Origin of the sequence: Mucilaginibacter sp. NFX135, from assembly GCF_048565145.1 — a bacterium.
In the GTDB taxonomy this organism is placed as follows: domain Bacteria; phylum Bacteroidota; class Bacteroidia; order Sphingobacteriales; family Sphingobacteriaceae; genus Mucilaginibacter.
The window spans coordinates 3,654,080-3,678,150 of sequence record NZ_CP183412.1; the positions used below are offsets into that span (position 1 = coordinate 3,654,080).

Consider the following 24,071-nt stretch of genomic DNA (forward strand, 5'->3'; position numbering starts at 1 on the left):
GGTATTTTTAAACATCAATTTAACTATATAAAAACATGGATCTTCAACTGAAAAATAAAGTGGCCTTGGTAACCGGCTCAACTGCAGGCATTGGTTATGCCATAGCTAAATCATTAGCCGCCGAAGGCGCAAAGGTATATGTAAATGGTCGCACCGAGGAGCGTGTTAAAGCCGCTGTAGACCAGATTAAAAAAGACACCGGTAACAATGATATTTACGGACTGACCGGCGATATGGCCAACAAGGGCGATATCGATCAAATCATTAGCAAATTACCCGAAGTTGATATCCTGATCAACAACGTAGCTATTTTTGAGCCTAAAGCATTTAAAGATATTACCGATGAAGACTGGCTCAAATTTTACGAAGTGAACGTATTGAGCGGCGTTCGGTTTTCGAGGGCTTATTTTGACAAGATGCTGCAAAAAAACTGGGGACGTATTATTTTCATCTCCAGTGAATCGGCCATACAGATTCCCGAAGAAATGATCCATTATGGCATGACCAAAACAGCCCAGGTAGCCATAGCGCGAGGTTTGGCCGAGCTGACCAAAGGCAGCCATGTAACCGTAAATTCTATTTTACCAGGCCCTACCCGATCTGAAGGCGCTGGGGCTTTTCTTGACGCGCTTGCTGCAGAGAAAAAACTAACTGCCAAAGAAGTGGAAACTGAATTTTTTAAAACTATGCGGAGCACATCACTCATTCAACGATTTACATCAACTGATGAAATAGCCAACCTGATTACTTATATAGCAAGTCCGCTGTCATCAGCAACTAACGGAGCCTTGTTAAGGGCCGATGGTGGTGTTATTAAAAGCGCCTTTTAAAAAGACACGGCCTCCGGATGAATAATTCACCTGGAGGCCGATTTTCAACTTAAATTAATGAACAGGTTTTGTTGTGGTATCCTTTTTTGTGGTATCAGTTTTAGCCGTATCAGTTGTTGAGGCCGGTGTTGCCATTTTTGAGGTATCGGTACTGGTGCTATCTGATCCACTGGTTGTTTTTGAAGAACTGCAGCCCGCTGCTATTGCACCTATCAATGTGGCAACAAGCGCTATACTTAAAATCTGTTTTTTCATAGTTGTCTGTATTTGAATGAATTGTCAATTTCACTTTGATTATACTATTAACCATACAGCAACGATATTGTTTAAGTTAAAAATTTATCTGGCAACCAAAAGGCTAAGCGCCTGCCTGATTTTTACATAACAAATGCTTTAATTTCTTATAAATTTCAGATATTTAAGGGCTATGGTAGTATCTGAACGAATGTTAAAGTGGGCGATGCGTTTCTACCCTCCCCTTTTATTTCAGCGTATCTGGGTGGTTAAATTTGATAAAGGCTTTAAAGGTGTTCAGGTAAAGATTATCAAGAGCATTCTGAATAAAAATTATAACAACGCCATTTTCGGTGGCACCATTTTTTCGGCCGCCGATCCGTTTTACCCGGTATTGTTTCACCAGCTGCTTATTCAAAAGGGGTATAAATTAAAGGTATGGTCAAAATCATCAACTATACATTACCTGAAACCAGGCTCGTCAGATCTTTATTTTACGATCACCTTAACCGATGCGGAGATCGAACATGCAGAAATGCTGTTAAACACCGAGGGTAAATACATGGTGCATCATCCCATTGATATTTATAATAAAGATGGTGAAATGTGCGTATCTGTAACGATAGAGGTGTATTTACGCAATTTAAATTTTACAAGTACTAATTCATAATTCTATCCTAATGACTACATATATGAACGATGAGGTCTTTATTAAAAAGGGCTTCCAGATATCTACCGATAAAAGCTTACTTAACGTTGATGTGATCTATAATTACCTGAACGACGACTCCTATTGGGCACAAGGCATCCGTCGCGATGTATTGGAAAAGGGTATTGCCAATTCTATGTGCTTTGGCGTTTATCAGCAAGACGTTCAGGCTGGGTTTGCACGCGTAGTTACCGACAATGCTACCTTTGCTTACCTGTGCGATGTATTTATTTTGCCTGACTTCCGTCAAAAAGGGCTATCCAAATGGCTGGTGCAAACCATTGTTAAACACCCCGATCTGCAAGGACTGAGAAGATGGTCATTAGCCACCGCCGATGCGCATGGCCTGTACAGCCAGTTTGGATTTACAGAAATAACCCGTCCGGAAAGATGGATGGAAATATTTACCCCCTATATTAAACCTCAGTAATCAGTTTAACAGACAGGATAACAACGCTAACATGAACCATATCAAAAAATTGATATTTGAGGGTGAAGGTGTAACACTCGACTTTAAAAAAACAATAACCAGCTGCGAAAAAATTGCCCGTACCATGGTAGCATTTGCCAACAATAAAGGCGGCAAACTATTAATAGGCGTTGCCGATGACGGAACTATTAAAGGTGTAAAATCTGAAGACGAAGAACGTTATATGATCACCAAAGCCGCTCATATGTTTGCACGCCCGGCTTTGGAGCCCATATTTGATGAAGTTTACGTAGACGATAAACTGGTATTGGTTGTGGATACCCCCGCAAGCGATCTGAAACCACACTATGCCCTGGCCGAAGACGGCAAATGGTGGGCCTATGTAAGGGTAAAGGACAAAAGCGTACTGGCCAGTAAAATTGTACTGGAAGTGCTTAAACGGTCATCAAGCGATGAAGGCGTATTGATTGAATACTCCGAAAATGAAAAATCGCTGTTACAATACCTCGAACTCAATACCCGCATCACTATTAAAGAGTGTGCCGAACTGTTAAAGATAGGCCGACGACGGGCGCAACGCATCCTGGTCGACTTAATATTATCAGGACTTATCCGCATTAATACCACCGAAAAAGAAGAGTTTTATACTGTAAGCTCATAAGCTCAAAGCGAAAAGCTAAAGGCAGAAAGCTCTAAGAGCTTCAAACTATTACCGGCGATTGACCCGGAGGGTGAAATATTTATATTAAGTTTGCTAATGATCAGCAATGCAGCTTTTGGCTTTCAGCCTTAAGCTTTCTGCTCTCCTGTACCTAAAGTAAATGAAAAGCGTTTTCCTGAAATACAAACCTTATTATGGCGAAAGCCTTAAACTGGCTATCCCTGTAGTGATATCACAGCTGGGACATACACTGGTTCAAATGTCCGATTCTATTATTGTGGGCCATTTTGCAGGTACGGTTTCTTTGGCCGCTGTGTCGTTGGTGAACAGTCTTTTCATGACCCCGCTGGTTATCGGTATGGGGATCTCTTATGGCTTAACACCACTCATCGCGCAAAATAACGGTCGCGGAAATTTCAAAGAATGCGGCCTGCTGCTTTCCAACAGTTTATTTTTAAATATGCTGAGCGGCATCCTGTTGTTTGCCGGTATTTACTTTGGTACCATGCTGCTTATCGGTCATCTGGATCAATCACCGCAGGTAGTAGCCGAGGCCAAACCTTACTTGCTATTGCTTAGTTTGTCACTCATCCCACTGCTGGTATTCAATACCTTTAAGCAATTTGCCGAAGGGCTGGGTTTTACGAAGCAAGCCATGCTTATCTCTATATGGGGTAATTTGCTCAACATTTGCCTTGGGGTAATTTTTGTAAAAGGCTTATTTGGCGTTCACCCTATGGGGATCAAGGGTGTTGGTTACAGCACCTTGATAGACCGTTGTGTAATGGCTATCGTAATGGCTATATACGTTTTACGGTCGCCTATATTTAAGCAGTACTTGAAAAGTTTTGCTATTAAAAATATCGATCGCTTACGGGGTATCCAGATCATGAAGATAGGTGCGCCGGTGGCCTTGCAGTATACGTTTGAAGTGAGCGCTTTCGGCGGTGCCGCTATTTTGGTAGGTGTTATAGGGCTCGATCAGCAGGCCGCGCACCAGGTTGCTATCAGCCTGGCGGCTATGACCTACATGATGGCCAGTGGTATATCAGCCGGGGCGGCCATTAAATCGGGTAACTATTTTGGCGCCGGGCATCATCAAAACCTCCGGTTATCGGCCATCTCAAACTATCACATTGTGCTGGCCTTTATGTCGGTCACCGCCCTCATATTTACCTTTGGCAGGCATCTGTTACCCTGGATAATCACTTCCGATCAGGCTGTTATTGATATTGCAGCACAACTACTTATCATCGCAGCGTTCTTTCAATTATTTGATGGCGCGCAAGTGGTAGGGCTCGGCATACTTCGCGGTATGGGCGATGTAAACATCCCGACCATATTTACTTTTCTGGCCTACTGGGTAGTCGGTTTACCGGTGGGCTATTTATTGGGGATCAGGCTTAACCTGGGGGTTAATGGCGTGTGGTATGGTTTAACTTTAGGATTGGCGACAGCCTCGGTATTGCTGTTTATCCGTTTTAACATCATCAGTAAAAAGCATCGCCGGGACAATACGATCCCGATATTGGCGAGAGATTAAATGAAGTAATAGCTGCCGCGAGTTTCCAACTCGTGGTATACATGGCTTCAGCTTTCAGCTGAACTAAAGCTGGAGCTTAATCATGCAACCCGCGAAATACGCTAATCACGCGGGAGCTGTTTGAATTTCAGAAATACAGATCAGCTGCTATTCCGTCCCCTCGGGGTCTCCTGAAAGGGACCCTGAGGCTGCTTACAAGCCTGTAAATACATGACAGGATTATTCTAAAACCTGTAACTTATTTTAGGACAAGACAGACATGTTCAAACCTCAGGGTCCTCTGCGAGAGACCCTGAGGGGACAAAAAGTAATAGCTGCCGCGAGTTTCCAACACGCGGTGTACACAGCTTCAGCTTTCAGTTGAACTAAAGCTGGAAGCTTTAATCATGCAACCCACGAGATACGCTACGCTAATCACGCGGGAGCTTCGCTTGAAATTCAGAAATACAGATCAGCTGCTATTTTGAAGGTATTGCAATGCGCTTCCACAATATCTTTGATCTGGGGCGAATAACCACCGCCCATGCTTACCTGCACCGGCAGATTATTGGCAATACACTGTCCAAACACAAATTTATCGCGGTCTTTGCAGGCTTCTTTGCTCAGGGCCAGCTTACCCAGTTTGTCGGTTGCCAGGATATCCACACCCGACAGGTAAAATATAAAATCGGGCTTTTGATGCTGGATCAAGCCGGGTAGCGTATTGTACAAAATATCCAAATATTCATCATCCTCAATCCCATCTCCCAGCGGGATATCCAAATTAGATGTTTCCTTACGATACGGAAAATTATTGGCGCCATGCATCGAGAAAGTAAATACCCGGGGTTCCTTTTCAAAAATCTGGGCGGTGCCGTTTCCCTGATGTACATCTAAATCAATAATTAAGATAGATTTAGCTAAATTATTATTTAATAGCCAATTAGCTGCAATAGCCTGATCGTTTAACAGGCAAAAACCCTCGCCCCAATTACTGCCTGCATGATGTGTGCCACCGGCCACATTAAAAGCGATGCGATCATCAAAAGCAAACCTGCATCCATCAATAGTCCCCTTAGCTATCCTGATCTCACGCTCCACTAAACGGGCCGATAAGGGAAAACCGATACGACGCTGCTCCTTTAACGGCAGGGTCAAATCGCGCAGTTGGCGCCAGTAGTTTTCATCATGAGTTTGCAGGATAATATCCTCGGTCAGCTCATCCGGCGAGAACAGGTTATTCCGGCTGATCAAACCCTCATGCAATAATTGCGCCGGAATCAGCTCGTACTTCAGCATCGGGAAACGATGACCTTCGGGCAACGGATGCGCGTATATCGGGTCGTAAGCTATTTTGAACATGGCTTGTTTAGTAAAGTATAAAACAGAGGAAACTTTTTTCACAACCCGTCATTGCAAGCGCAGCGTGGCAATCCCAGATGAGCAGAGCCGCTCTGTATTTTATTTAGGGATTGCTACGCTCGTGACGCGTGAGAACTATCCCTCTTTCAGGCAAAGCAGAACTTAGGTGAGGCTAAATATCTCCCCCACATGCTTCTGAATATTCTCACAGATATTATCCAGCGGCAGGTCGTTCGCATCATAGCCAAAAGGGTCTTCAATCTCTTCGGCCAATAGCTCAATACTGGCAAAAACAAACAGTACAAAAGCGATCACGGGTACAATAAAATACTTGAGATCAAAGGCCCAGGTAAAGGGCAGGGTCATGATATAGGTGAAGATGAACTTCTTGATAAACACGTTATAAGAAAAAGGAATAGGTGTTTTTTTAATGCGCTCACAACCACCACAAATATCTGTAAATGAAGTTATTTCTGCCGTAATGCTAAACAATTGCTCCGGGTTAATCACACCACTTTTATTGATCTTATACACGTTTTCGATGATAGCGGAGGCCACCTGGTTAGGTACATGTTTTTGCGGATCGATAGTAATAAACCCGGATTCCTCGGGTACGTACTTATCCCTTAAATGATCCCGGAGTGAGCGGGCATAAAGCGGTATGGTATAGTTAAAAAACGCGGCGTCATCTTCGCCAACAAGGTGTTTCAGTTTAATGGCCAGGTTGCGGCTATTGTTGGTGAGGCTCCCCCAGATCTTGCGCCCTTCCCACCAGCGGTCATACGCCGAATTGATGCGAAAGGCCAGCAATAATGAAAATACAAAGCCAATGGTTTGATGAATGTAGCTTACCTTCCGGAGCAGACTGGTATCGGGTAAATGCCAGAAATCTATCAAAAAGTAGGTCACCACACCCGCATACGCTCCTACCGCCAGCATTAGCGGAAATAATTCCCGCATGGTATCGGCCTTATTGATCTTGAAAATAAAAGAGAACCACTCTTTGGGATTATAGTAAACCATGTTTTGTTATTTTTTTAATATCGTCAACCTGTCATTTCGAACGAGGAACAAGGAGAAATCTTCTGCGATTATCCATGCGAACTTTACAGGGCGTAAAAGATTTCTCCTCACCCTCTTTCACTACCCATCACCGTTCGTTCGAAATGACATTTTTTATTTTTATTATTTTATCGCGGCGGCCATTTGCTGTATAGCCTGGTAAACATCCTGAAAACTATTGTAAAGCGGCACCGGGCTCAGCCTGATCACATCGGGTTCGCGCCAGTCGCCTATTACGCCGTTATCTGCCAGGTATTGGAATACAGCCTTAGCATTCCGCTTGCAAACTACTGATAGCTGGCAACCCCGTTGCTGCGGATTGACCGGAGTAATGATCTTAAATAGATCTTCGCCCTGCGCCTTATTCAACTCATTTATCAAAAACTCCATATAGCCCGTTAAAGCCACGCTTTTCTCTCGAAGAGCATCAATACCGCCCGCATCATCAAAAACAGCCATAGAAGCCTTAAATAAAGCCAAAAGCAAGATAGGACTTGTACTAACCTGCCAGCCGTCGGCGCCTTTGGCCGCATCAAAACCCGGCGCCATCAAAAAACGCTTATCTTCCCGGTAACCCCACCAGCCTACAAAGCGGTCCAATTCCCGGTTATCAAAATGCTTTTCGTGCACGAAAACACCACTGATACCACCCGGACCTGAGTTCATGTATTTATACGAACACCAGCAGGCAAAATCAGCGCCCCAGTCGTGCAATTTTAATGGAACGTTACCAGCAGCATGTGCCAGATCAAAACCAGCGTAGGCGCCAGCTTTATGAGCCGCAGCAGCGATAGACTCCATATCAAACAGCTGACCGGTATAATAATTAATACCGGCAAACATTACCAGCGCCAGTTCATCAGCATGCTCATTGATGGTTTGAATAATATCTTCGGTGCGCAAAGTAAGCTCTCCCTTACGCGGAAAGATCTCGACAATAGCCTCCTTTGGATCAAAACCATGAAACCTGACTTGACTTTCCATCGCGTATTGATCTGAGGGAAAAGCCCCTCCTTCCATGATAATTTTAAATCGTTTATGATTTGGCTTATAGAAACTTACCATCAGTAAATGAAGATTTACTGTAAGTGAGTTCATCACTGTTACTTCATTTTCCTGCGCGCCAACAATGCGGGCTATGGATGGCAAAAGCTGTTTGTGATAGCTAAGCCAGGGATCATCACCCTGGAACCAACCCTCTACCGCGAGGTTCTGCCAGGCGCTCAACTGGTCGGTTATATATTTCCCTGCCGAAGTAGGTTGCAGACCTAAAGAATTGCCGCATAAATAAACCGCATCGGCACCCTGATGCTGCGGAATTAGAAAACGGCTCCTTAAATTTTTTAGTGGATCAAGCTCATCCTGCTCCAAGGCAAATGCTAAACTGTTCTGATAGTTCATCGGCCAAAGATAATTAATTAGTGAGTGGGGAGTAGTGAATGGTGAATTTTTGCGAATGATAGTTCTATTGCAATCGCTCAGCTTCTGCCAAGCGATTACGATTTTTTCATTACCTTGTAACTCCAAAATTTCACTCACCACTCACCACTCACCACTCACCACTCACCACTCACCACTCACCACTCACCACTCACCACTCACCACTCACCACTCACCACTCACTACTCACTTATTTGGCTTACTCACATAAATATCGCCTTTAACATAAAAGCGATATGGCAGTAAGGCGTCTTCACCAGCATAGGCAACCCCTATTCGTGGGCCAACAGTTATTTGCTCGTCGGTAAAATTTAGTCCCCGGTCTTCCAGCCAAAGTGTATCGCTTTGCAAACTGATGGCATTGATATTTCGGGATATGCCCAGGGCCTTGGCAACGGAACCCGGTCCGGCCGTAATGGTTGGTTTAAGCGTCATCATATTACGCCTTACCTGCATCGCCTCAATTCCCTCAGTCGGATGCACTGCTCTGATCAGAATAGCCTGGGCATGCCCTTCTGTTGAGGTCACGATATTAAACATTTCGTGGATGCCATAACACAGGTACACGTAAGCAATACCACCCTGCATAAACATGGTTTTGGTACGTGGGGTTATGCGGTTGCCATAAGAGTGCGCCGCCTTATCAATAGCGCCATTATAGGCTTCTGTTTCAACAATATAACCACCGGTAGTTACACCATCAATACAGGTAAACAAATACTTTCCTAATAAACTTTTACTGATAGCTACCACATCGGTACCCAAATAAAACGTTTCGGGTAACTTCATTTTTTCAAAATATTTTTTAATAGTTTATTGATCTCCTTCGCTTTATCAAATATCATGATGTGGGTCCCGCCTTTAACTATTGTAGCATCAGGAATACGCTTAAAAGAGAACACCAGATCCTTGTCGCCGATGATATGAAAAAGGTTTGGCGGGATGATATTGTTTTTCCAGTGCAGTACCGCTCTCATGGCCCATTTTACAAACCTGGGCGATGAGTTTTTCAGCATATCACTAAACAACCAGGCATCTTCGGCACTCATATGTCCGAATAAAGGCTTGATCATGAAACCCAGGGAGGTGAACCATTTTCCGGGGATCATCTTATAAACAGGCAAGGCGCGAAAGAAGCTAAAATACCAGGGAGCTTCACTGCTGGTTTTAACACTTGATATCAGGATTACTTTTTTTACAGGGATCTGTTTAGCTATTTCTACAACAATCATCCCACCTAAAGAATTGCCGACAATAATAGAGTTTGACAGTATATTATATTGATGAATAAGCTTTTGTGCATAGGCACTTAAAGTATCAGTCTGATAGGGTTCTATCCAGTCGACAGGGATTACCTCATGATCATGCAGGTCGATATTGTTATATACCCGGGTATCAGCACCCAGGCCAGCTATCAGATAGATCCTGCTCATGCAAAGTTCAGCAGCTTTACAATTTGCTCCAGGTACTGTGCGTCGGTTTCATCGAACTGATCCAGCAATTCGCTGTCTACATCCAAAACAGCAACCACTTCTCCATTATGAAATACAGGCACTACAATTTCCGATTGAGAAAGTGAGCTACAGGCGATATGTCCGGGAAAAGCTTCCACATCGGGCACTACCAACGTTTTGGCCTGCTGCCATGCCGCGCCGCAAACACCTTTGCCCAAACCTATGCGGGTACAAGCTACAGGCCCCTGGAACGGACCTAAAACCAGCTCATTATTTTTAACCAGGTAAAATCCTACCCAAAACCATTTAAACTGCTCCTTTAAAGCCGCGGCCACATTGGCCAGATTAGCCACCAAGTCGGGCTCGCCAAAAAGCAAGGCCTCTATCTGCGGAATAAGCGTGGTGTATTGTTCGGTTTTGTCGGTTGATGTGGTGATGTTTAAATCCTCTGCCATGATACAAAAATAACAATGTGTGGCAGAAAGTGCATCAAGCTGGTATCATATTTAGGCAGGATTGGATAAAGGCGTGATCTGCATGGCATTGACTCACCCCGCCTAAGCTTCGCTGGGCGACCCTCTCTCCCGCTTTGCGGCAAAGAGGGTGGAGAATACTTTTTAAACTTTTCAAAACACACTAAAACCACGTTAGAATTTGTTAAAAAGTGTTAAAACCGGTAGTTATGAATGAATTCCGACCCATTTTTATTCTGTTTTTGATCAGAAAAGTGTTAAAATTTAAGGTTTAAAAAGTTTTTTGGCCTGGGTTTTACAATTAATGTTTTATTTCGCAAAACATGATCGTTAGCCTTACCATTGTTCGATACCGGAAACTTTTTGTCCCTTTTGCATTACTGGCCATGGCCATACACCGCCTGCCTATGTGGCTGCAAAAAGGCTGCTGTTTTTATAAGCTGCTGGGTTCGGGCCATAACGGTACTTTTGATCTTCAGCCCGACTGGCAACAATGGGGACTATTAGCTTGCTGGGACAGCCGGGAAGATTTTGACAAATTTCAGGCCAGCTCCTTTGTTTACAACTGGTGGAAGATATTAGGCCATGAAGGCTGGACAGTGCTCTGTGAGCCTTTGCAAAGCCATGGTAAATGGGATGGCAAGGAACCTTTTGGTAACCCGGAAGTAAAAGACCATACCGGCCCAATAGCTGTGCTTACCCGAGCCACGATCAGGATAAGCAGGTCGAAAAACTTTTGGTCGCATGTGGATGAGGTAGCCAATCTGATGGCCAATGCGCCGGGTTATATTACGTCATTTGGTATAGGCGAGGCACCGGTTTACCGGCAGGCCACCTTTTCGGTTTGGCAAAGCCTGGATGATGTAAAAGCTTTTGCTTACAAAAGCCGTGAACATGCCGAAGTGATCAAACTAACCCGGAGCGAGAACTGGTACAGCGAAGAACTTTTTGCCCGGTTTAAAATACTGGAAAGTTTCGGAGCACTCCATGGAAAAGATCCTTTGGGAGATTTTGGAGCAAAGAACAAGGACTTTAGGAATAAGGATCTTGAGAACAAGGACTTAGGGATGAAGGACTAAATAGCGAATATATTTTATCCAAAAATCCTTGCTCCTTATTCCAATGATCTTTGCTCATTATAATTCATTAATTCAATAAATCACTAATTCACTAATTAAATACCATGAGGATTATCGCCGAACTACCGCACCATGATTTTAAAATATCCATCCTGAACATGAACCAAAAGTTTATTGTGAAGATAGAGCAGGGAGCTCTGGAGCAGAGTTTCAAGATTCCCGAAATGGATCTGACCGATGGGGTGAACAGCGTTTTTGAATTGCTTGATGAAGAGTTTTTAAAAACGGTGGGTGCCCGCTTCACAGAAATGCGAAAAGATTTCAAAGAGTCTTATTACCGATATAACTACTAATCAAATAACACATAAGAACCTAAATTACAGATACTTAATTTAAAATTAGTTTAAATACAGAATTTTATTCTTCAAAATAGACCAATTCAGGGCAAAAACAACTCATTATTTCTATCTAATTGGATAATTACTTTATATTTTATAAATAAGTAACTGTTGTATAATTAGTTATATATATTAAAAAAATTATATTTTGTGAGCTATTTTGCCAAATAAATGAGAAGTTATGCCAAAATAAGGTCGCAATACCAAAATCCGGTGTGTTTTTGATCTGTTGGAGAAACACAGGAATCATCGGCATTTTGAGGTGCTTTGTATTCCTTAAAAATCTTCACTCCTGTTTTGTAAGGTATAGGATCTTTAAAAATAGGACCTTTAAAAGTGAAGGTATGGAACTCGCCGTTCTCGCCGCAAACATCTACATCATCAGGTAGTGTATCTATCAGTTCCCGACTGATCTCCTTCCCTACTATACGTTCCAGGCGTTCCTGGGTACAGGCGATCACAGTGCCAAAACCAAGAGTTAAAAATTCATTGATCAATTCACTGGTGTTGCGTTTCCATAAAGGGTATATTCCCTCTATCCCTACCTCGCTCAGGCGGGCGTCGCGGTAAGCTTTCAGGTCCTCCAAAAATATATCACCAAAAATGGCATGGGTGATACCTTCGTTCTTAAAATGCGTCAGATGCTTGTGCATTACCTCATCATACTCCTGCATACCCGGCATTTCGGGAAGCCTGATCTGATATAGTGAAATGCCAATACTTTCGGCTTGTTTGATCAGGAGCTCTGTACGCACGCCATGCATAGATATCCTGTCGGCCGCATCATTGATGGTGGTAACCAGGTATTTGATCTCCAGATCGGGATTTTGCAGGCAATGGTATAGTGCTAAGGCGCTGTCCTTGCCCCCACTCCAATTAAATATGCATTTTTTCATTAATTAGCGAGTTAGTGATTTATTGAATTAGTGATTTTAAAAAAGACCCGCGAGTTTAAACTATTCTTCAAATTTTACAGTTCACACCAGCAATGTCATTAAAGGTTTACTACTTAGTAGGAGTAAAAGCTTTGTAGCAAACAAAGAATAAGTATTTCGCATGCCGTAGGTATGCAACCCTGTGCAGTACCTACGGCACTGATATTAAAATTGATCCTCTTCTATAAAGCTTTAACCCCGGTGGGGGTTTGCAAAACTCCTTAATTACTGTTTTTTCAGAAGCTGATCAACCAAAGCAGGTACACCAACAGTGGCCTTCTCCTGTATTTTTATCAGCTGACCGCGGACATTAACATCCGGTATCTTAGGGTCAATGATATATCTTGGGATCTCTGGTCTAACATAACTGATCAGTCCGGCCGCGGGGTATACCGCCAAAGATGAACCTACAAGCATAAAAATGTCAGCATCGGCACAAATACGCGCCGCAGGACCTATCATAGGTACATCTTCACCAAACCAAACTACATGTGCTCTCAAGGGCGAACCTAATTCGCATACTTCATCCATCCCGATCTCCCAGCCATTAATGGGATAGGTAAGCTCAGGATCGATACTTGACTGTGAGCGGGTAATTATACCATGCAGGTGCATTACATTACTTGAACCGGCCCGTTCGTGCAGATCATCGATATTTTGGGTAATGATGGTGACCTGATATTTCTCTTCGAGCTGCGCCAGGGCATAATGAGCAGCATTGGGTTTGGCTTCCAGTACCGATTTGCGGCGCTCGTTATAAAACTGCTGTACCATAGCCGGGTTACGCTGCCAGGCCTCAGGCGTTGCCACGTCTTCTATATTGTAACCCTCCCACAGCCCGTCGCTGTCTCTAAAGGTCTTTAAACCGCTCTCAGCGCTGATGCCTGCCCCTGTCAATACCACCAGTTTCTTCATAGGTATCTAAAATTATATATCCATAAAAAAAGCGACCTACCCTGGTGGCAAATCGCTTTTCTGTATTAGTTATTTAGCTTAAAGTGCCAGTTGTTTTTTTGTGCGTAAAAAAGTGTACTTGGTTTTAGCCAGTTCAAAGCCTCCAAATAAAATAAAGCCAAATACTAAATTACCAAGTACCATGTTCTTTTCAAACGGAATAGCGTTAACCAGTGATGTACAATAACCGGCTAAAGTGTGCGGATATAATGTACCTGGTAAATCAGTCAGCAGCCAATGGATCAATATCGAAGCTATCGAAGCTAAAATTACGTTCAATACATTTACTTTTTTGATCAGGCTACCCACCAGGATCATTAAAATAAAAGCTAAATAAGTCCACTGTGCACCACTATACCATAAAGTTAATTTATTAAAGTACAAGTAATTTAAGATAATATCTGTACCAAATAAGGCAAGCATTACAGTAACGTAGCTTTTCCATTTGTCAGCAAAATAAACACCACCAAATATGGCGATAGCCCCTACCGGATTAAAATTACTCAGTTCCTTATATTTAAAAGCCAGCAGTCTGAAAGCGGCTGCGACAACAATCATCAGTATCAATACGATATTGCGGGTTGTATTATCTTTTGAGTTCATGATTCAAATTTATGCCGTAAAAATAGTTAATATTCTGTATAAATATAAATACTTACTTGTTAACAAACGCAACTTTACCCGGACTAATACCTGTGGTTATGGAATATTCCTTTTTGCCGTTTTTATCAAAGGCGTATAAAGTACCGTTAGACGAATAATCTTTAGCATCTGTAACAAATACTTCGCCTGTAAGGGAATCCGTAGCAATTGCGAAAGGGCTGGTGATCACGGTACCATCCGTAATAAAATTAGCCTGCGCAGTTGATTGCGTTTTAGCATTATATACGGCAATTTTATTATCAGCAGTAACATAATACACAAAATCGCCAAGTACAGCCATAGGGATATTATAACCCAAACTTAAATTAGTTTGCGAAATAGATACGTCTGTTTTGTTATCAATAATTGTCATTCCCGGAGGCGCAACAATCGTTGGTGGCGTACCGCTGTAATCAGTGATACCTAATGAAAGCACATAAACGTGTCCGTAGTCATCGGCAGCAATACTTACCGGGTTTGGCAAAACCGTTATTTTTTTGATCTCTGTTAAGGTATTCAGATCTATCACGGATACCGTTTTATCCGGATTACCAAAGCTTAAGCCGCCACTATTTGCCACATAAAGTTTACCATTACTTACCACCAACTGTTCGGGGTTGCGGCCAACCGTAATGTATTTGCTGATGGTTAGTGTTGCCGTGTCCATTACAGCAACCGTACCATCATAAGAAGTGATGAAAGCATTGTTTTTATAGAAGGCTACACTCCTGGGCTGACGTCCGTTGTTTGGAGCAGGTAAACTGGCATTAACCATGCTAATTTGCTTAATAAGCTTACTGGTTTTGGCATTTACAATATCAACTACGTTAGAGTAGTTAACAACGATGTACATTTTTGAACCGTATATTTCTATATCGTTACCCGTATCGCCTAATGGGCTTCCATTAACACTGCTGTAAATATCTGGCACCAATTGCTTTGTGGTGTAATCATAATAAGTTAAAGTACTGTTGTTTGCCTGAAAGATTCCCTGATTTAATACGTATAACCCGGCCCTGCTTGCCGTTGGCGTATCAGATTTTGGATTGATCTTATCTTTATGACATGCCGATAGGAATACAGCAAGTGCAATGGTCATTAAAAAGGGACTGAGTTTAATTTGTTTCATAATGATGAATTAAATAGTTATTTGAAGGGAAAATCGGAATGAGCGCCCCGGCATGGGGTAGCTTTGTACAACAAAATAGTTTTTATTAAAAAGATTGTTAGCCTCAAAAGAGCTTACCAACGGTTTACCTTTTATTAAAAAACGATAAACAACTGAGGCATCACTTGTTGAATAGCCTGGGATATAATCAGATGAAAGATTATCATTGGTATAATATCTTGATGCAGAAATTATCTGGTTATAATATACTCCAAAATGATTGTGATCGATGCCGGCATTGAGCGAAACCGTATTTTTAGGTGTATATGGTAACTGGTTAAGATATATTGATGATGTTGGATCTGTAACATTTAAAGCCTGCTGATAAGAGTAATTAACACTTAATGAGCCCTTCCATTCTTTTGCGAGTTTAGCCTGTGTTTTTAAACCAACGTCAAGACCTTTGATATCAACCGTGCCCAAATTTTGTATAGAGCCATTATAAGCGTCTTTAGGTATAAACACGATCTTATTGGTTACATGATTGTAATAGGCATCTGCGGTAAGGGTTATATAGCTTAAAAAGCCATTCAAAGCTTTACCGTACGTTGCGCCCGCGTCAAACTGTTTGGTAAATTCAGGCTTTAAGTTTGGATTCCCGACCCCACCATAGTACAGGTCATTAAAGGTTGGGTTACGAAATATAGATTTATAATAAACCCGCAACTGAAAATTAGGGCTCTGAAAAGGCCGCAAAGTAGCCATTAGCGTAGGCGAATAAATATTTCGTTTAGGTGCCGGGCGACCGTTTTTCACTGTTTCGGAGATATTACTATTCAATAAACTTCCCTGCAAGCTCAATTTCCCCAAGGTGATGTTAGAGGCTAATACATTTAGAAAAGTAAGCCTTGTGGGATACGAAAAACTTGGAAGATCGGCATTGATGTTATTAACCGCGAAATCCAAAGCATAAGAAATCTCCCAGTTAGATGTAAGATGATAAGCCAGCGCAGCAGATTGGTAAAACTCCCGTTGTCTGAAGTGCTGATCCAATTTTCCTGCTTCATTTAAAAAATCAGGATCAAGATAGTGGAGCTGGCCTTGAGATACTTTAGTATTTAACAATAAATGAAAGCCATCGCTCCAAATATGCTCATAACCAGCCTGTGTAAAAAAATCACGGTTCCAGAGCCGGCTTCTTGAAATTGATGCATTATAGAGGATCACCGCACCTGGAAGTCCGCGGTCGGAATTATAATAATTAATATGCAAATTGAATTTATTACTATCGCTTTTGGCCCAATACAAAGCTCCGTCTACTTGCTGAGCGCTAATATCTCCATTGTTACGTGTACGCACGGAATCGCCGCCGCCCCCCACGGCATTATATTTATAACGTCCGTTAGCATTTTCAAGATAACCGTTCATAATAAACGACCAACGCTCATTGATTCGTTGCTGCCACTGTAAATACGGATTTACCAAGCCGAAAGAACCTGTTTTTATACCAGCAGTAAACTGATACGTTTTATTTGCACTTAAAGAAGGTTGTACAGTTTTTATCGCAAGGATGCTTGCGGAAGCAAATGAACGCGCCGGCATACAAATAGTAGTTGGCTGACCATTGTATAATATAATTTGCTGCACATTGTTCAAATTTAGCTTACTCAGGTCAATCTGGCCATTTTCAGCATCGTTGATCTGGATCCCATCGTATAAAACTGCTGTATGATTGGCGCTCAACCCTCGTACAGAAACTGTTTTTAAACCGCCGATGCCACCATAATCTTTCAAAATAACACCACTAAAGTTCCGGATGGCATCGGCAATATTAAATGCGCTGTAACGCACAAAATCATTTGCTGATATCTGCTGAGATGGTGTAATGGTTTGTATTTGAGGTATGATAAAACTGTTTACATTCACCTCTTTCAGTTTTTTGGAAGTATCAGCCTGGGCTAATACCCTATTAGGTAAAGCCAATAAAAAACCAGTCAGTACAACTAATAAAAGTTGAAAGCTAATTTTCAAATCACATGTATTTCTTGGCATTTTTCCTTCGCAACAACTATGCAATAGGGCGACACAAAGTTTGAACAGAAACCACGACAAAGGGATTTCACATTCAAGCTTCAATCCCCGAAAGCTATGAATAATATAAGTGCCTGGGCAGGTATTCTGACTTACTCCCCAAGTTGCCCTGCCTTCCCGCCCCTTTTTCATTTCAAGGACAGTGACAATTAGAATGGGCAATGGTTAAAGAGCTTACAGCTGCGGGACAGTTACGGATTCATCACCGTATTCCCTTTTAATTCTTTTATTAAGAAACCTAAAGCGCAACAAAAGTAGGATAAGTATTAACAACTACAAAGTAACAATCTGTATATTTATAATAATGAAATTGTACGCTACGCTTCTGTTATTCATAATCACTGTTACACCTTGCCTTGCCCAGCAACCTGATACCATTTTTTTAAAAGGGCTTTTACAGGGTCACCCGGAGCTATTTAGTGGAATACTGAACCATCCTACCCAAAATGAGGTGCAAATATTGTATACACAGATCGATCGGGATAAAAACAACATACCCCATTTTAAATCATATAGTTACCGCCTGAATGCTCAACATTATTTTTATCCTGCAAGCACAGTTAAACTGCCAACTGCCATTTTCGCGCTCGAAAAACTGCATGAACTGCACATTAAAGGATTAACCCCAAGATCAGTCATTATCACCGACAGCGCCTTTACCAAACAAACCAGGGTAAAAATCGATACTTCATCAGCAAATGGATTGCCCAGCATAGAGAATTATATCAAAAAAATATTACTGGTGAGTGATAATGACGCTTTCAATCGCCTATATGAATTTGTTGGCCGCGAAGAGATCAATCGTAAATTAAAAAAATACCAATTGTATCATACCCGTATTGTAGGCCGCCTTTCTGTAGGCGATGCCGGAGAAAACACCCGGCACACTAACCCTATCACTTTTTACAACGGAAACAAAGTAGTTTATCATAAAAATGCGCTATATGATAGCTTGAATTACCCCATGCACCTGGATAATATGATTATGGGTAAGGCCTATCTCGATAGTAGTGACCGCCTGGTTAATAAGCCTTTTAACCTAAGTGAAAAAAATGTATACTCCATTGCCGACCAGCAACAGGTTTTAAAAAGATTACTTTTCCCACTGACATTTCCAGCAGATCAGCGGTACAACCTTACTTTTGCTGATTACGCTTTTATATACCGTTACATGAGTACATTCCCTACCGAAAATACAAAACCAACCTACAATCGGCCAGAATATTTCCCGGCATACTGCAAGTTTTTATATTATGGTGGCGACAGTACCGCTGTAATTGAGCCTAACATCAGGATATTTAATAAAGTAGGTGACAGCTATGGGTATGATATTGATAACGCCTACATTGTTGATTTTAAAAATAATGTAGAGTTTTTACTCACCGCGGTGGTACAATCAAATGAGGATGGGGTTTACAACGATAATAAATATGAATACACTACGGTTTGCCTGCCATTTTTAAAAAACCTGGGTCGTGTTATATATCAGTATGAATTGAAAAGGCCCAAAAAGTATCAACCTGATTTAACTCAATTTAAATTTAATTACGCTCCGGTAAAATAACTTCATTTAAAAAAAACTTAGCTTAGGGTATACTGTTTAAATTCTACAATCATTTAAACAATACTATGGCAACTACAATTGTAAAATATACCGATAATTTCCCTGTGCTTTATGGAGATGACCGTGTAAACCTGAAATGGCCTGAAAGATACACATCTATCATCGGCGGTGTAAAATTGGGTTTATCTGGCTTTAAAAATCTATTCTCCAGTCCGTTAAGCAGTATTGTTAAATTGGGAGCTGGTGGTTATTTGCTAAGTCGTGGAATTACCGGTCATTGCGAATTGTATAAACGCATAGGCAAGCTTTCAACCAACCCGGTTAATATTAATATCAGGTCGTCATTTACAGTTGATAAACCCAGGCACAAGGTATACGACTTTTGGCGTAAGCTGGATAATTTACCCCTGTTCATGAAACACCTTGAAAGTGTAGAAACAATAGACTCCACCTACTCCTATTGGGTTTTAAAACTGCCAGCCGGTGTGGCAACGGTAAGCTGGCATGCCGAAATTGTAAAGGATGAACCCAATGAGATGATCGGCTGGAGCTCTCTGCCTGATTCGATGATCAATAACGCGGGCAAAGTACGTTTTCAGGATACACCGGATGGTACTGGTACTATTGTCGACATCGTGATCAGCTATCAGCCACCTGCCGGAGGTTTGGGAACAGGTGTTGCTAAATTACTAAATCCGGTATTTAAAAAGATGGTTGATAAAGATGTACAAAACTTTAAACAGTACATGGATATTGATAACGATAGTGAAGAATTCACGCCAACGGTGATCATTCTTTAATTGCCAACAAAACAAAAGAGGCCGCAAATTGCGGCCTCTTTTGTTTTGTAAAATACTAAAAATTAGTATTTTATATTATTTTACTGCATCAATTACGGCTTTGAAAGCATCAGGATGATTCATCGCTAAATCAGCTAATACTTTACGGTTTAAACCGATTTCTTTTGCTGCTAATCTACCTATTAATTGAGAGTAAGAAATTCCGTGCTGACGGGCACCTGCGTTAATACGCTGTATCCATAAAGCTCTGAACTCTCTTTTTTTGGTTTTACGGTCACGATAAGCGTACTGTAAACCTTTTTCAACTGTGTTTTTTGCAACGGTATAAACCTTGCTACGTGAACCCCAATAACCTTTGGCGAGGTTCATGATCCTTTTCCTGCGTCTTCTCGACGCTACTGCGTTAACTGAACGTGGCATCTTGTTTGATTTTGGTAGTGAGTGCCTGCTTTTACAACAGAACTTAAAACTCTAATACCTGGTTAAAAAATTTGTGAATTACTTTCCGATACAAAGCATACGTTTTACGTTACCCATGTCAGCATCAGACACTAAGCTGGTGTGACCAAGGGCACGCTTACGTTTTGTCGACATCTTGGTTAAGATGTGGCTTTTGTATGCATTTTTTCTTGCGATTTTACCGGTTCCAGTAAGCTTAAAACGCTTTTTTGCACTGGAATTGGTTTTCATTTTTGGCATAACTCTATTTATTTGTTTTTAGATATTAACGTTTCTCAACGTTTTCCTTTTGTTGCTTCCGTGCATTTTAACTTTACACATCAGCTGTTTTACTTATTTCTTTACTGCTTTAGGAGCCAGGGTTAAAAACATCCTTTTTCCTTCGAGCTTTGGTAATTGTTCTACTTTACCATTATCTTCCAACGCCTGTGCAAAACGTAATAACAAGATTTCACCCTGCTCTTTATACACAATGGCACGACCTTTAAAGTGTACGTAGGCTCTCACCTTTTCGCCGGCTTCCAAAAACTTCATGGCATGCTTTAATTTAAACTCAAAGTCATGATCATCGGTATTCGGTCCGAAACGGATCTCTTTAATAACCGTTTGCTTGGCATTGTTTTTTATCTCTTTCAGCTTTTTCTTTTGTTCGTAAATAAACTTGTTATAGTCCGTTACTTTACAAACTGGTGGAACCGCGTTTGGAGATATTTCAACCAGGTCAAGCTCCTGCTCCTGGGCAATTGCCAGCGCGTCTCTTAAAGAGTAAACTCCCTGCTCAACATTGTCGCCTACAAGACGAACTTCCTGAGCCCTGATGAATTGATTAATGTTGTGTTCAGCTTCTTTTTTCTTAAAAGGAAGCCTTGGTCCTCTATTGAAGGGTTTGTTTAATGCCAAGTTATACTTTTATTTCTTTAGTTATTTGTTCTTTAAAATCTTCTATGCTCATACTTCCCAAATCACCCTGACCGTGTTTCCGTACAGAAACCAGACCTTCGGCAGCTTCTTTTTCACCCACAATCAACATATAAGGGATCTTTTTGACTTCAGCATCACGTATCTTACGCCCTATTTTCTCGTCTCTAAAATCAATCAGCCCGCAAATATCGGAATCTTTTAACACATCAGAAAGTTTTTTTGCATATTCCTCAAATTTTTCTGATATGGGCAAAATAATAAACTGCTCTGGTGATAGCCAAAGAGGGAAATTACCCGCACAATGCTCTATCAGTACCGCTATAAAACGCTCCAATGAACCAAATGGCGCCCTGTGGATCATTACCGGGCGGTGTTTTTGATTATCGCTGCCTGTATACTCCAATTCAAAGCGTTCTGGAAGGTTATAATCAACCTGTATGGTACCCAATTGCCATTTGCGACCGAGGGCGTCTTTTACCATAAAATCAAGCTTAGGGCCATAAAAAGCCGCTTCGCCTAATTCTTGAACGGTGATCAAACCTTTTTCATCAGCAGCTTCAATGATAGCCGACTCAGCCAAAGCCCAATTTTCATCAGTACCAATGTATTTACCCTTATTTTCCGGGTCGCGTAGTGACACCTGGGCAGTATAGTTCTCAAAACCAAGGGCTTTGAATACGTATAACACCAGGTCGATCACTTTTTTAAATTCCTCCTTCACCTGATCCGGGCGGCAAAACAAGTGTGCATCATCCTGTGTAAAGCCACGTACACGGGTTAAGCCATGCAGCTCGCCGCTTTGCTCGTAGCGGTAAACAGTACCAAACTCCGCCAAACGTACCGGCAAATCCTTGTATGAGCGTGGTTTGCTTTTGTATATTTCACAGTGGTGCGGGCAGTTCATTGGCTTTAAAAAGAACTCTTCTCCTTCCTGCGGTGTTTTTATCGGCTGAAATGAATCGGCACCATATTTTTCGTAATGGCCTGACGTTACATACAGATTTTTATGCCCGATGTGTGGTGTAATTACCTGCTCATACCCCGCCCTAACCTGCGCTTTTTGCAAAAAGTTAGTCAGGCGCTCACGTAAAGCAGTACCTTTTGGTAACCATAATGGCAGGCCCATACCCACTTTTTCAGAAAAAGTGAACAGTTCCAGTTCTTTACCCAGCTTGCGGTGATCGCGCTTTTTGGCTTCTTCGATCATGTGCAGGTAATCGGTTAACTCGCTGGCTTTAGGGAATGTAACCGCGTAAATGCGTGTAAGCTGTTTACGTGTTTCATCACCGCGCCAGTAGGCACCAGCAACGCTCATCAGTTTAACAGCCTTAATAAAGCCTGTATTAGGAATATGCGGGCCGCGGCACAAGTCTGTAAAGTTGCCTTGTGTATAAAAAGTGATGGAACCATCGGCCAGATCCTTGATCAGGTCAAGCTTGTATTCGTCACCCTTTTCGGTAAAATATTCAATCGCATCGGCTTTGCTAACCGGTTTGCGAATATATTCTTCTTTGGTTTTGGCCAGTTCAATGATCTTATCTTCAATCTGTTTAAACTCGTCTGAAGAAAATTCACGGTCGCCAAAGTCAACGTCATAATAGAAACCGGTTTCAATGGCGGGACCGATACCGAATTTGGTACCCGGATACAGCGCTTCCAGGGCTTCGGCCATTAAGTGGGCCGACGAATGCCAGAAGGTTGATTTACCCGAAGCATCGTTCCAGGTTAATAATTTAACGTGCGCGTCCTGTTCAATGGGGCGGCTGGCATCCCAAACCTGTCCATCAACTTCGGCGGCTAATACGTTACGTGCTAATCCTTCGGAGATCGACTGAGCGATCTGCATGGAAGTAATTCCTTTGTCATACTGACGAACCGATCCGTCAGGGAGTGTAATACTAATCATCTACAACTATGATTTAAATTTTTATAAAATTACGTTTGCCGATCACCTACAAAGTGATCTTATTTTTGTGGCGCTAAATTAATATTTTATTTTGATTTAGATTTTCAAAATCCCCTCACCCCTTTCAAAAACTTTTTAAACCTTAAATTTTAACACTTTTCGAGGCAAAAACAGGGTAAAAACGCTTGAAATTTGATTCAAAACCATCAATTTTAACACTTTTTAACAAATTTCAGCACGATTTTGAGGCGTTTTGAAAAGTTTAAAAAGTATTAAACAACTAATTGTCAAATAACTACATACCAAACGATCGGTTTTTGGCCTTAATTTGACCTTAACTAAACAGCCCGCTACTCTGATAAAAAGAGCAGCGGGCCGTTGTTAACATAAAGATACGAAATCCGGAGCAGGCCGGCAAATTTCAGGCCCCTACACTACTTACAATTACCACATCAAAAAAGTAAAATGTCATTGAAGTAAACACGCTTGAATGGCAAATAAACGATAATGGAAATATTTTCATTATTTTACTTTGAATTACAAAGTACTTTATATTATATTTGTACTACTATTTAAAATCGAGCATAATGATCACCAAAAACAAACGACTCCTTGGTATAGTACTTACAGCTGTACTTTTATTGATGATACCATTGATAGCCATGCAATTTACAAACGAAGTGAAATGGTCATTTCCTGACTTTATTGTGGCCGCGGTATTACTGTTCGGCACGGGATTGACGTGCGAGCTTGTGATAAGGAAGGTAAAAAAGACAGAGTACCGGATAGCTGCCTGCGCAATGGTTCTGACAACACTCGTCCTTGTTTGGCTGGAACTTGCTGTTGGCATCTTCGGTACACCATTCGCCGGAAACTGAACAAGGAGTATCCATCCACTCGTTCAGCGGCCTTTCGCTTGAACTTATAACGGTTATAAGCGTACAGGTGCTGTATCAAAAAAGCAATCGTGGAGGCCTACCTAAAACATCATTCAAGCGTAGACCTATGAATGGGCAAAGAATGAATTTCTTCTACAG

Annotated in this window: 26 protein-coding genes and 1 riboswitch; of the genes, 10 read left to right on the forward strand and 16 right to left on the reverse strand. The window is 41.7% G+C overall.

Annotation, left to right across the window (positions count from 1 at the left end):
* Nucleotides 1-35 precede the first annotated feature (35 nt).
* Entirely contained in the window at nucleotides 36-830 is a 795-nt protein-coding gene (locus tag ACNURT_RS15345; protein ID WP_419698430.1) for an SDR family NAD(P)-dependent oxidoreductase, read from the forward strand.
* Nucleotides 831-884: 54 nt separating this feature from the next.
* Here the strand turns inward: ACNURT_RS15345 and ACNURT_RS15350 are convergent, their stop codons facing one another.
* Nucleotides 885-1,085 carry a hypothetical protein gene (locus ACNURT_RS15350; RefSeq protein WP_370996527.1) on the reverse strand — a complete coding sequence of 67 codons (201 nt, stop codon included), beginning with the start codon at nucleotides 1,083-1,085 and terminating at the stop codon, nucleotides 885-887.
* 190 nt (nucleotides 1,086-1,275) lie between these two features.
* Here ACNURT_RS15350 and ACNURT_RS15355 point away from each other — a divergent pair, with 190 nt between their 5' ends.
* From ACNURT_RS15355 to ACNURT_RS15370, 4 genes are all read left to right on the forward strand, one after another.
* Complete coding sequence (locus ACNURT_RS15355) at nucleotides 1,276-1,734, forward strand: PaaI family thioesterase (RefSeq protein ID WP_419698431.1); 459 nt, start codon at nucleotides 1,276-1,278, stop codon at nucleotides 1,732-1,734.
* A 10-nt stretch (nucleotides 1,735-1,744) separates the two neighbouring features.
* Nucleotides 1,745-2,203 (forward strand): GNAT family N-acetyltransferase, encoded by a 459-nt coding sequence (locus ACNURT_RS15360; protein ID WP_419698432.1) that lies wholly within the window; start codon nucleotides 1,745-1,747, stop codon nucleotides 2,201-2,203.
* 31 nt (nucleotides 2,204-2,234) lie between these two features.
* Nucleotides 2,235-2,864: an RNA-binding domain-containing protein gene (locus tag ACNURT_RS15365; protein WP_419698433.1), complete on the forward strand. Its 630-nt coding sequence runs from the start codon at nucleotides 2,235-2,237 to the stop codon at nucleotides 2,862-2,864.
* A 160-nt stretch (nucleotides 2,865-3,024) separates the two neighbouring features.
* Complete coding sequence (locus tag ACNURT_RS15370) at nucleotides 3,025-4,407, forward strand: MATE family efflux transporter (protein WP_419698434.1); 1,383 nt, start codon at nucleotides 3,025-3,027, stop codon at nucleotides 4,405-4,407.
* 438 nt (nucleotides 4,408-4,845) lie between these two features.
* On the opposite strand, the gene ACNURT_RS15375 is transcribed toward ACNURT_RS15370, so the two are convergent.
* From ACNURT_RS15375 to ACNURT_RS15400, 6 genes are all read right to left on the reverse strand, one after another.
* Entirely contained in the window at nucleotides 4,846-5,748 is a 903-nt protein-coding gene (locus tag ACNURT_RS15375) for a histone deacetylase (RefSeq protein WP_419698435.1), read from the reverse strand.
* Between the two features lie 162 nt (nucleotides 5,749-5,910).
* The gene (locus ACNURT_RS15380) at nucleotides 5,911-6,771 is read right to left on the reverse strand and encodes a bestrophin family protein (RefSeq protein WP_419698436.1); all 861 of its coding nucleotides are present in this window, start codon (nucleotides 6,769-6,771) and stop codon (nucleotides 5,911-5,913) included.
* Nucleotides 6,772-6,933: 162 nt separating this feature from the next.
* Complete coding sequence (gene kynU, locus ACNURT_RS15385; protein ID WP_419698437.1) at nucleotides 6,934-8,211, reverse strand: kynureninase; 1,278 nt, start codon at nucleotides 8,209-8,211, stop codon at nucleotides 6,934-6,936.
* A gap of 225 nt (nucleotides 8,212-8,436) precedes the next feature.
* Nucleotides 8,437-9,039 carry a DNA-3-methyladenine glycosylase gene (locus ACNURT_RS15390; protein WP_419698438.1) on the reverse strand — a complete coding sequence of 201 codons (603 nt, stop codon included), beginning with the start codon at nucleotides 9,037-9,039 and terminating at the stop codon, nucleotides 8,437-8,439.
* Nucleotides 9,036-9,683 (reverse strand): alpha/beta fold hydrolase, encoded by a 648-nt coding sequence (locus ACNURT_RS15395; RefSeq protein ID WP_419698439.1) that lies wholly within the window; start codon nucleotides 9,681-9,683, stop codon nucleotides 9,036-9,038. The genes ACNURT_RS15390 and ACNURT_RS15395 overlap by 4 nt, the downstream gene beginning before the upstream one ends.
* A complete protein-coding gene (locus tag ACNURT_RS15400; protein WP_419698440.1) occupies nucleotides 9,680-10,159 on the reverse strand; it encodes a GAF domain-containing protein in 480 nt (159 codons plus the stop codon). The genes ACNURT_RS15395 and ACNURT_RS15400 overlap by 4 nt, the downstream gene beginning before the upstream one ends.
* 341 nt (nucleotides 10,160-10,500) lie before the next feature.
* Between ACNURT_RS15400 and ACNURT_RS15405 the strand changes: the two genes are divergently transcribed.
* Together ACNURT_RS15405 and ACNURT_RS15410 are read left to right on the forward strand one after the other, a co-directional pair.
* Nucleotides 10,501-11,256 (forward strand): DUF3291 domain-containing protein, encoded by a 756-nt coding sequence (locus ACNURT_RS15405; RefSeq protein WP_419698441.1) that lies wholly within the window; start codon nucleotides 10,501-10,503, stop codon nucleotides 11,254-11,256.
* A 104-nt stretch (nucleotides 11,257-11,360) separates the two neighbouring features.
* On the forward strand, nucleotides 11,361-11,609 hold the full coding sequence (locus tag ACNURT_RS15410) for a hypothetical protein (protein ID WP_419698442.1): 249 nt from the start codon (nucleotides 11,361-11,363) through the stop codon (nucleotides 11,607-11,609).
* A 224-nt stretch (nucleotides 11,610-11,833) separates the two neighbouring features.
* On the opposite strand, the gene ACNURT_RS15415 is transcribed toward ACNURT_RS15410, so the two are convergent.
* The 5 genes from ACNURT_RS15415 to ACNURT_RS15435 form a co-directional block, all read right to left on the reverse strand.
* Complete coding sequence (locus ACNURT_RS15415; protein ID WP_419698443.1) at nucleotides 11,834-12,550, reverse strand: diphthine--ammonia ligase; 717 nt, start codon at nucleotides 12,548-12,550, stop codon at nucleotides 11,834-11,836.
* A 264-nt stretch (nucleotides 12,551-12,814) separates the two neighbouring features.
* Nucleotides 12,815-13,504 carry an SIR2 family NAD-dependent protein deacylase gene (locus ACNURT_RS15420; RefSeq protein WP_419698444.1) on the reverse strand — a complete coding sequence of 230 codons (690 nt, stop codon included), beginning with the start codon at nucleotides 13,502-13,504 and terminating at the stop codon, nucleotides 12,815-12,817.
* A 78-nt stretch (nucleotides 13,505-13,582) separates the two neighbouring features.
* Nucleotides 13,583-14,146 carry a DUF6580 family putative transport protein gene (locus tag ACNURT_RS15425; RefSeq protein ID WP_419698445.1) on the reverse strand — a complete coding sequence of 188 codons (564 nt, stop codon included), beginning with the start codon at nucleotides 14,144-14,146 and terminating at the stop codon, nucleotides 13,583-13,585.
* A gap of 52 nt (nucleotides 14,147-14,198) precedes the next feature.
* Nucleotides 14,199-15,314 carry a DUF5074 domain-containing protein gene (locus tag ACNURT_RS15430; protein ID WP_419698446.1) on the reverse strand — a complete coding sequence of 372 codons (1,116 nt, stop codon included), beginning with the start codon at nucleotides 15,312-15,314 and terminating at the stop codon, nucleotides 14,199-14,201.
* A 9-nt stretch (nucleotides 15,315-15,323) separates the two neighbouring features.
* Nucleotides 15,324-17,324 carry a TonB-dependent receptor plug domain-containing protein gene (locus tag ACNURT_RS15435; RefSeq protein ID WP_419698447.1) on the reverse strand — a complete coding sequence of 667 codons (2,001 nt, stop codon included), beginning with the start codon at nucleotides 17,322-17,324 and terminating at the stop codon, nucleotides 15,324-15,326.
* Between the two features lie 119 nt (nucleotides 17,325-17,443).
* A riboswitch (cobalamin riboswitch) is annotated at nucleotides 17,444-17,641 on the reverse strand.
* Nucleotides 17,642-17,688: 47 nt separating this feature from the next.
* On the opposite strand from ACNURT_RS15435, the gene ACNURT_RS15440 reads away from it, so the two are divergent.
* Both ACNURT_RS15440 and ACNURT_RS15445 read left to right on the forward strand, forming a co-directional pair.
* Entirely contained in the window at nucleotides 17,689-18,948 is a 1,260-nt protein-coding gene (locus ACNURT_RS15440; protein ID WP_419698448.1) for a serine hydrolase, read from the forward strand.
* Nucleotides 18,949-19,013: 65 nt separating this feature from the next.
* Nucleotides 19,014-19,748, forward strand: a complete 735-nt coding sequence (locus ACNURT_RS15445) for an SRPBCC family protein (RefSeq protein ID WP_419698449.1) — start codon at nucleotides 19,014-19,016, stop codon at nucleotides 19,746-19,748.
* A 75-nt stretch (nucleotides 19,749-19,823) separates the two neighbouring features.
* On the opposite strand, the gene rplT is transcribed toward ACNURT_RS15445, so the two are convergent.
* From rplT to thrS, 4 genes are all read right to left on the reverse strand, one after another.
* Entirely contained in the window at nucleotides 19,824-20,168 is a 345-nt protein-coding gene (gene rplT, locus ACNURT_RS15450) for a 50S ribosomal protein L20 (RefSeq protein ID WP_419698450.1), read from the reverse strand.
* A 78-nt stretch (nucleotides 20,169-20,246) separates the two neighbouring features.
* Nucleotides 20,247-20,447, reverse strand: coding sequence for a 50S ribosomal protein L35 (rpmI, locus tag ACNURT_RS15455; protein ID WP_022829872.1), 201 nt, complete (start codon nucleotides 20,445-20,447; stop codon nucleotides 20,247-20,249).
* 93 nt (nucleotides 20,448-20,540) lie between these two features.
* On the reverse strand, nucleotides 20,541-21,107 hold the full coding sequence (gene infC / locus ACNURT_RS15460; RefSeq protein WP_090470682.1) for a translation initiation factor IF-3: 567 nt from the start codon (nucleotides 21,105-21,107) through the stop codon (nucleotides 20,541-20,543).
* 1 nt (nucleotide 21,108) lies between these two features.
* The gene (gene thrS, locus ACNURT_RS15465; RefSeq protein ID WP_419698451.1) at nucleotides 21,109-23,034 is read right to left on the reverse strand and encodes a threonine--tRNA ligase; all 1,926 of its coding nucleotides are present in this window, start codon (nucleotides 23,032-23,034) and stop codon (nucleotides 21,109-21,111) included.
* A 587-nt stretch (nucleotides 23,035-23,621) separates the two neighbouring features.
* Here thrS and ACNURT_RS15470 point away from each other — a divergent pair.
* Nucleotides 23,622-23,912 (forward strand): hypothetical protein, encoded by a 291-nt coding sequence (locus ACNURT_RS15470; protein ID WP_419698452.1) that lies wholly within the window; start codon nucleotides 23,622-23,624, stop codon nucleotides 23,910-23,912.
* Nucleotides 23,913-24,071: the final 159 nt, after the last annotated feature.

Coding starts and splice junctions, on each gene's coding strand:
- ACNURT_RS15345 (WP_419698430.1), top strand. CDS start 36: ATGGATCTTCAACTGAAAAATAAAGTGGCCTTGGTAACCGGCTCAACT.
- ACNURT_RS15350 (WP_370996527.1), bottom strand. CDS start 1,085: ATGAAAAAACAGATTTTAAGTATAGCGCTTGTTGCCACATTGATAGGT.
- ACNURT_RS15355 (WP_419698431.1), top strand. CDS start 1,276: ATGTTAAAGTGGGCGATGCGTTTCTACCCTCCCCTTTTATTTCAGCGT.
- ACNURT_RS15360 (WP_419698432.1), top strand. CDS start 1,745: ATGACTACATATATGAACGATGAGGTCTTTATTAAAAAGGGCTTCCAG.
- ACNURT_RS15365 (WP_419698433.1), top strand. CDS start 2,235: ATGAACCATATCAAAAAATTGATATTTGAGGGTGAAGGTGTAACACTC.
- ACNURT_RS15370 (WP_419698434.1), top strand. CDS start 3,025: ATGAAAAGCGTTTTCCTGAAATACAAACCTTATTATGGCGAAAGCCTT.
- ACNURT_RS15375 (WP_419698435.1), bottom strand. CDS start 5,748: ATGTTCAAAATAGCTTACGACCCGATATACGCGCATCCGTTGCCCGAA.
- ACNURT_RS15380 (WP_419698436.1), bottom strand. CDS start 6,771: ATGGTTTACTATAATCCCAAAGAGTGGTTCTCTTTTATTTTCAAGATC.
- kynU (WP_419698437.1), bottom strand. CDS start 8,211: ATGAACTATCAGAACAGTTTAGCATTTGCCTTGGAGCAGGATGAGCTT.
- ACNURT_RS15390 (WP_419698438.1), bottom strand. CDS start 9,039: ATGAAGTTACCCGAAACGTTTTATTTGGGTACCGATGTGGTAGCTATC.
- ACNURT_RS15395 (WP_419698439.1), bottom strand. CDS start 9,683: ATGAGCAGGATCTATCTGATAGCTGGCCTGGGTGCTGATACCCGGGTA.
- ACNURT_RS15400 (WP_419698440.1), bottom strand. CDS start 10,159: ATGGCAGAGGATTTAAACATCACCACATCAACCGACAAAACCGAACAA.
- ACNURT_RS15405 (WP_419698441.1), top strand. CDS start 10,501: ATGATCGTTAGCCTTACCATTGTTCGATACCGGAAACTTTTTGTCCCT.
- ACNURT_RS15410 (WP_419698442.1), top strand. CDS start 11,361: ATGAGGATTATCGCCGAACTACCGCACCATGATTTTAAAATATCCATC.
- ACNURT_RS15415 (WP_419698443.1), bottom strand. CDS start 12,550: ATGAAAAAATGCATATTTAATTGGAGTGGGGGCAAGGACAGCGCCTTA.
- ACNURT_RS15420 (WP_419698444.1), bottom strand. CDS start 13,504: ATGAAGAAACTGGTGGTATTGACAGGGGCAGGCATCAGCGCTGAGAGC.
- ACNURT_RS15425 (WP_419698445.1), bottom strand. CDS start 14,146: ATGAACTCAAAAGATAATACAACCCGCAATATCGTATTGATACTGATG.
- ACNURT_RS15430 (WP_419698446.1), bottom strand. CDS start 15,314: ATGAAACAAATTAAACTCAGTCCCTTTTTAATGACCATTGCACTTGCT.
- ACNURT_RS15440 (WP_419698448.1), top strand. CDS start 17,689: ATGAAATTGTACGCTACGCTTCTGTTATTCATAATCACTGTTACACCT.
- ACNURT_RS15445 (WP_419698449.1), top strand. CDS start 19,014: ATGGCAACTACAATTGTAAAATATACCGATAATTTCCCTGTGCTTTAT.
- rplT (WP_419698450.1), bottom strand. CDS start 20,168: ATGCCACGTTCAGTTAACGCAGTAGCGTCGAGAAGACGCAGGAAAAGG.
- rpmI (WP_022829872.1), bottom strand. CDS start 20,447: ATGCCAAAAATGAAAACCAATTCCAGTGCAAAAAAGCGTTTTAAGCTT.
- thrS (WP_419698451.1), bottom strand. CDS start 23,034: ATGATTAGTATTACACTCCCTGACGGATCGGTTCGTCAGTATGACAAA.
- ACNURT_RS15470 (WP_419698452.1), top strand. CDS start 23,622: ATGATCACCAAAAACAAACGACTCCTTGGTATAGTACTTACAGCTGTA.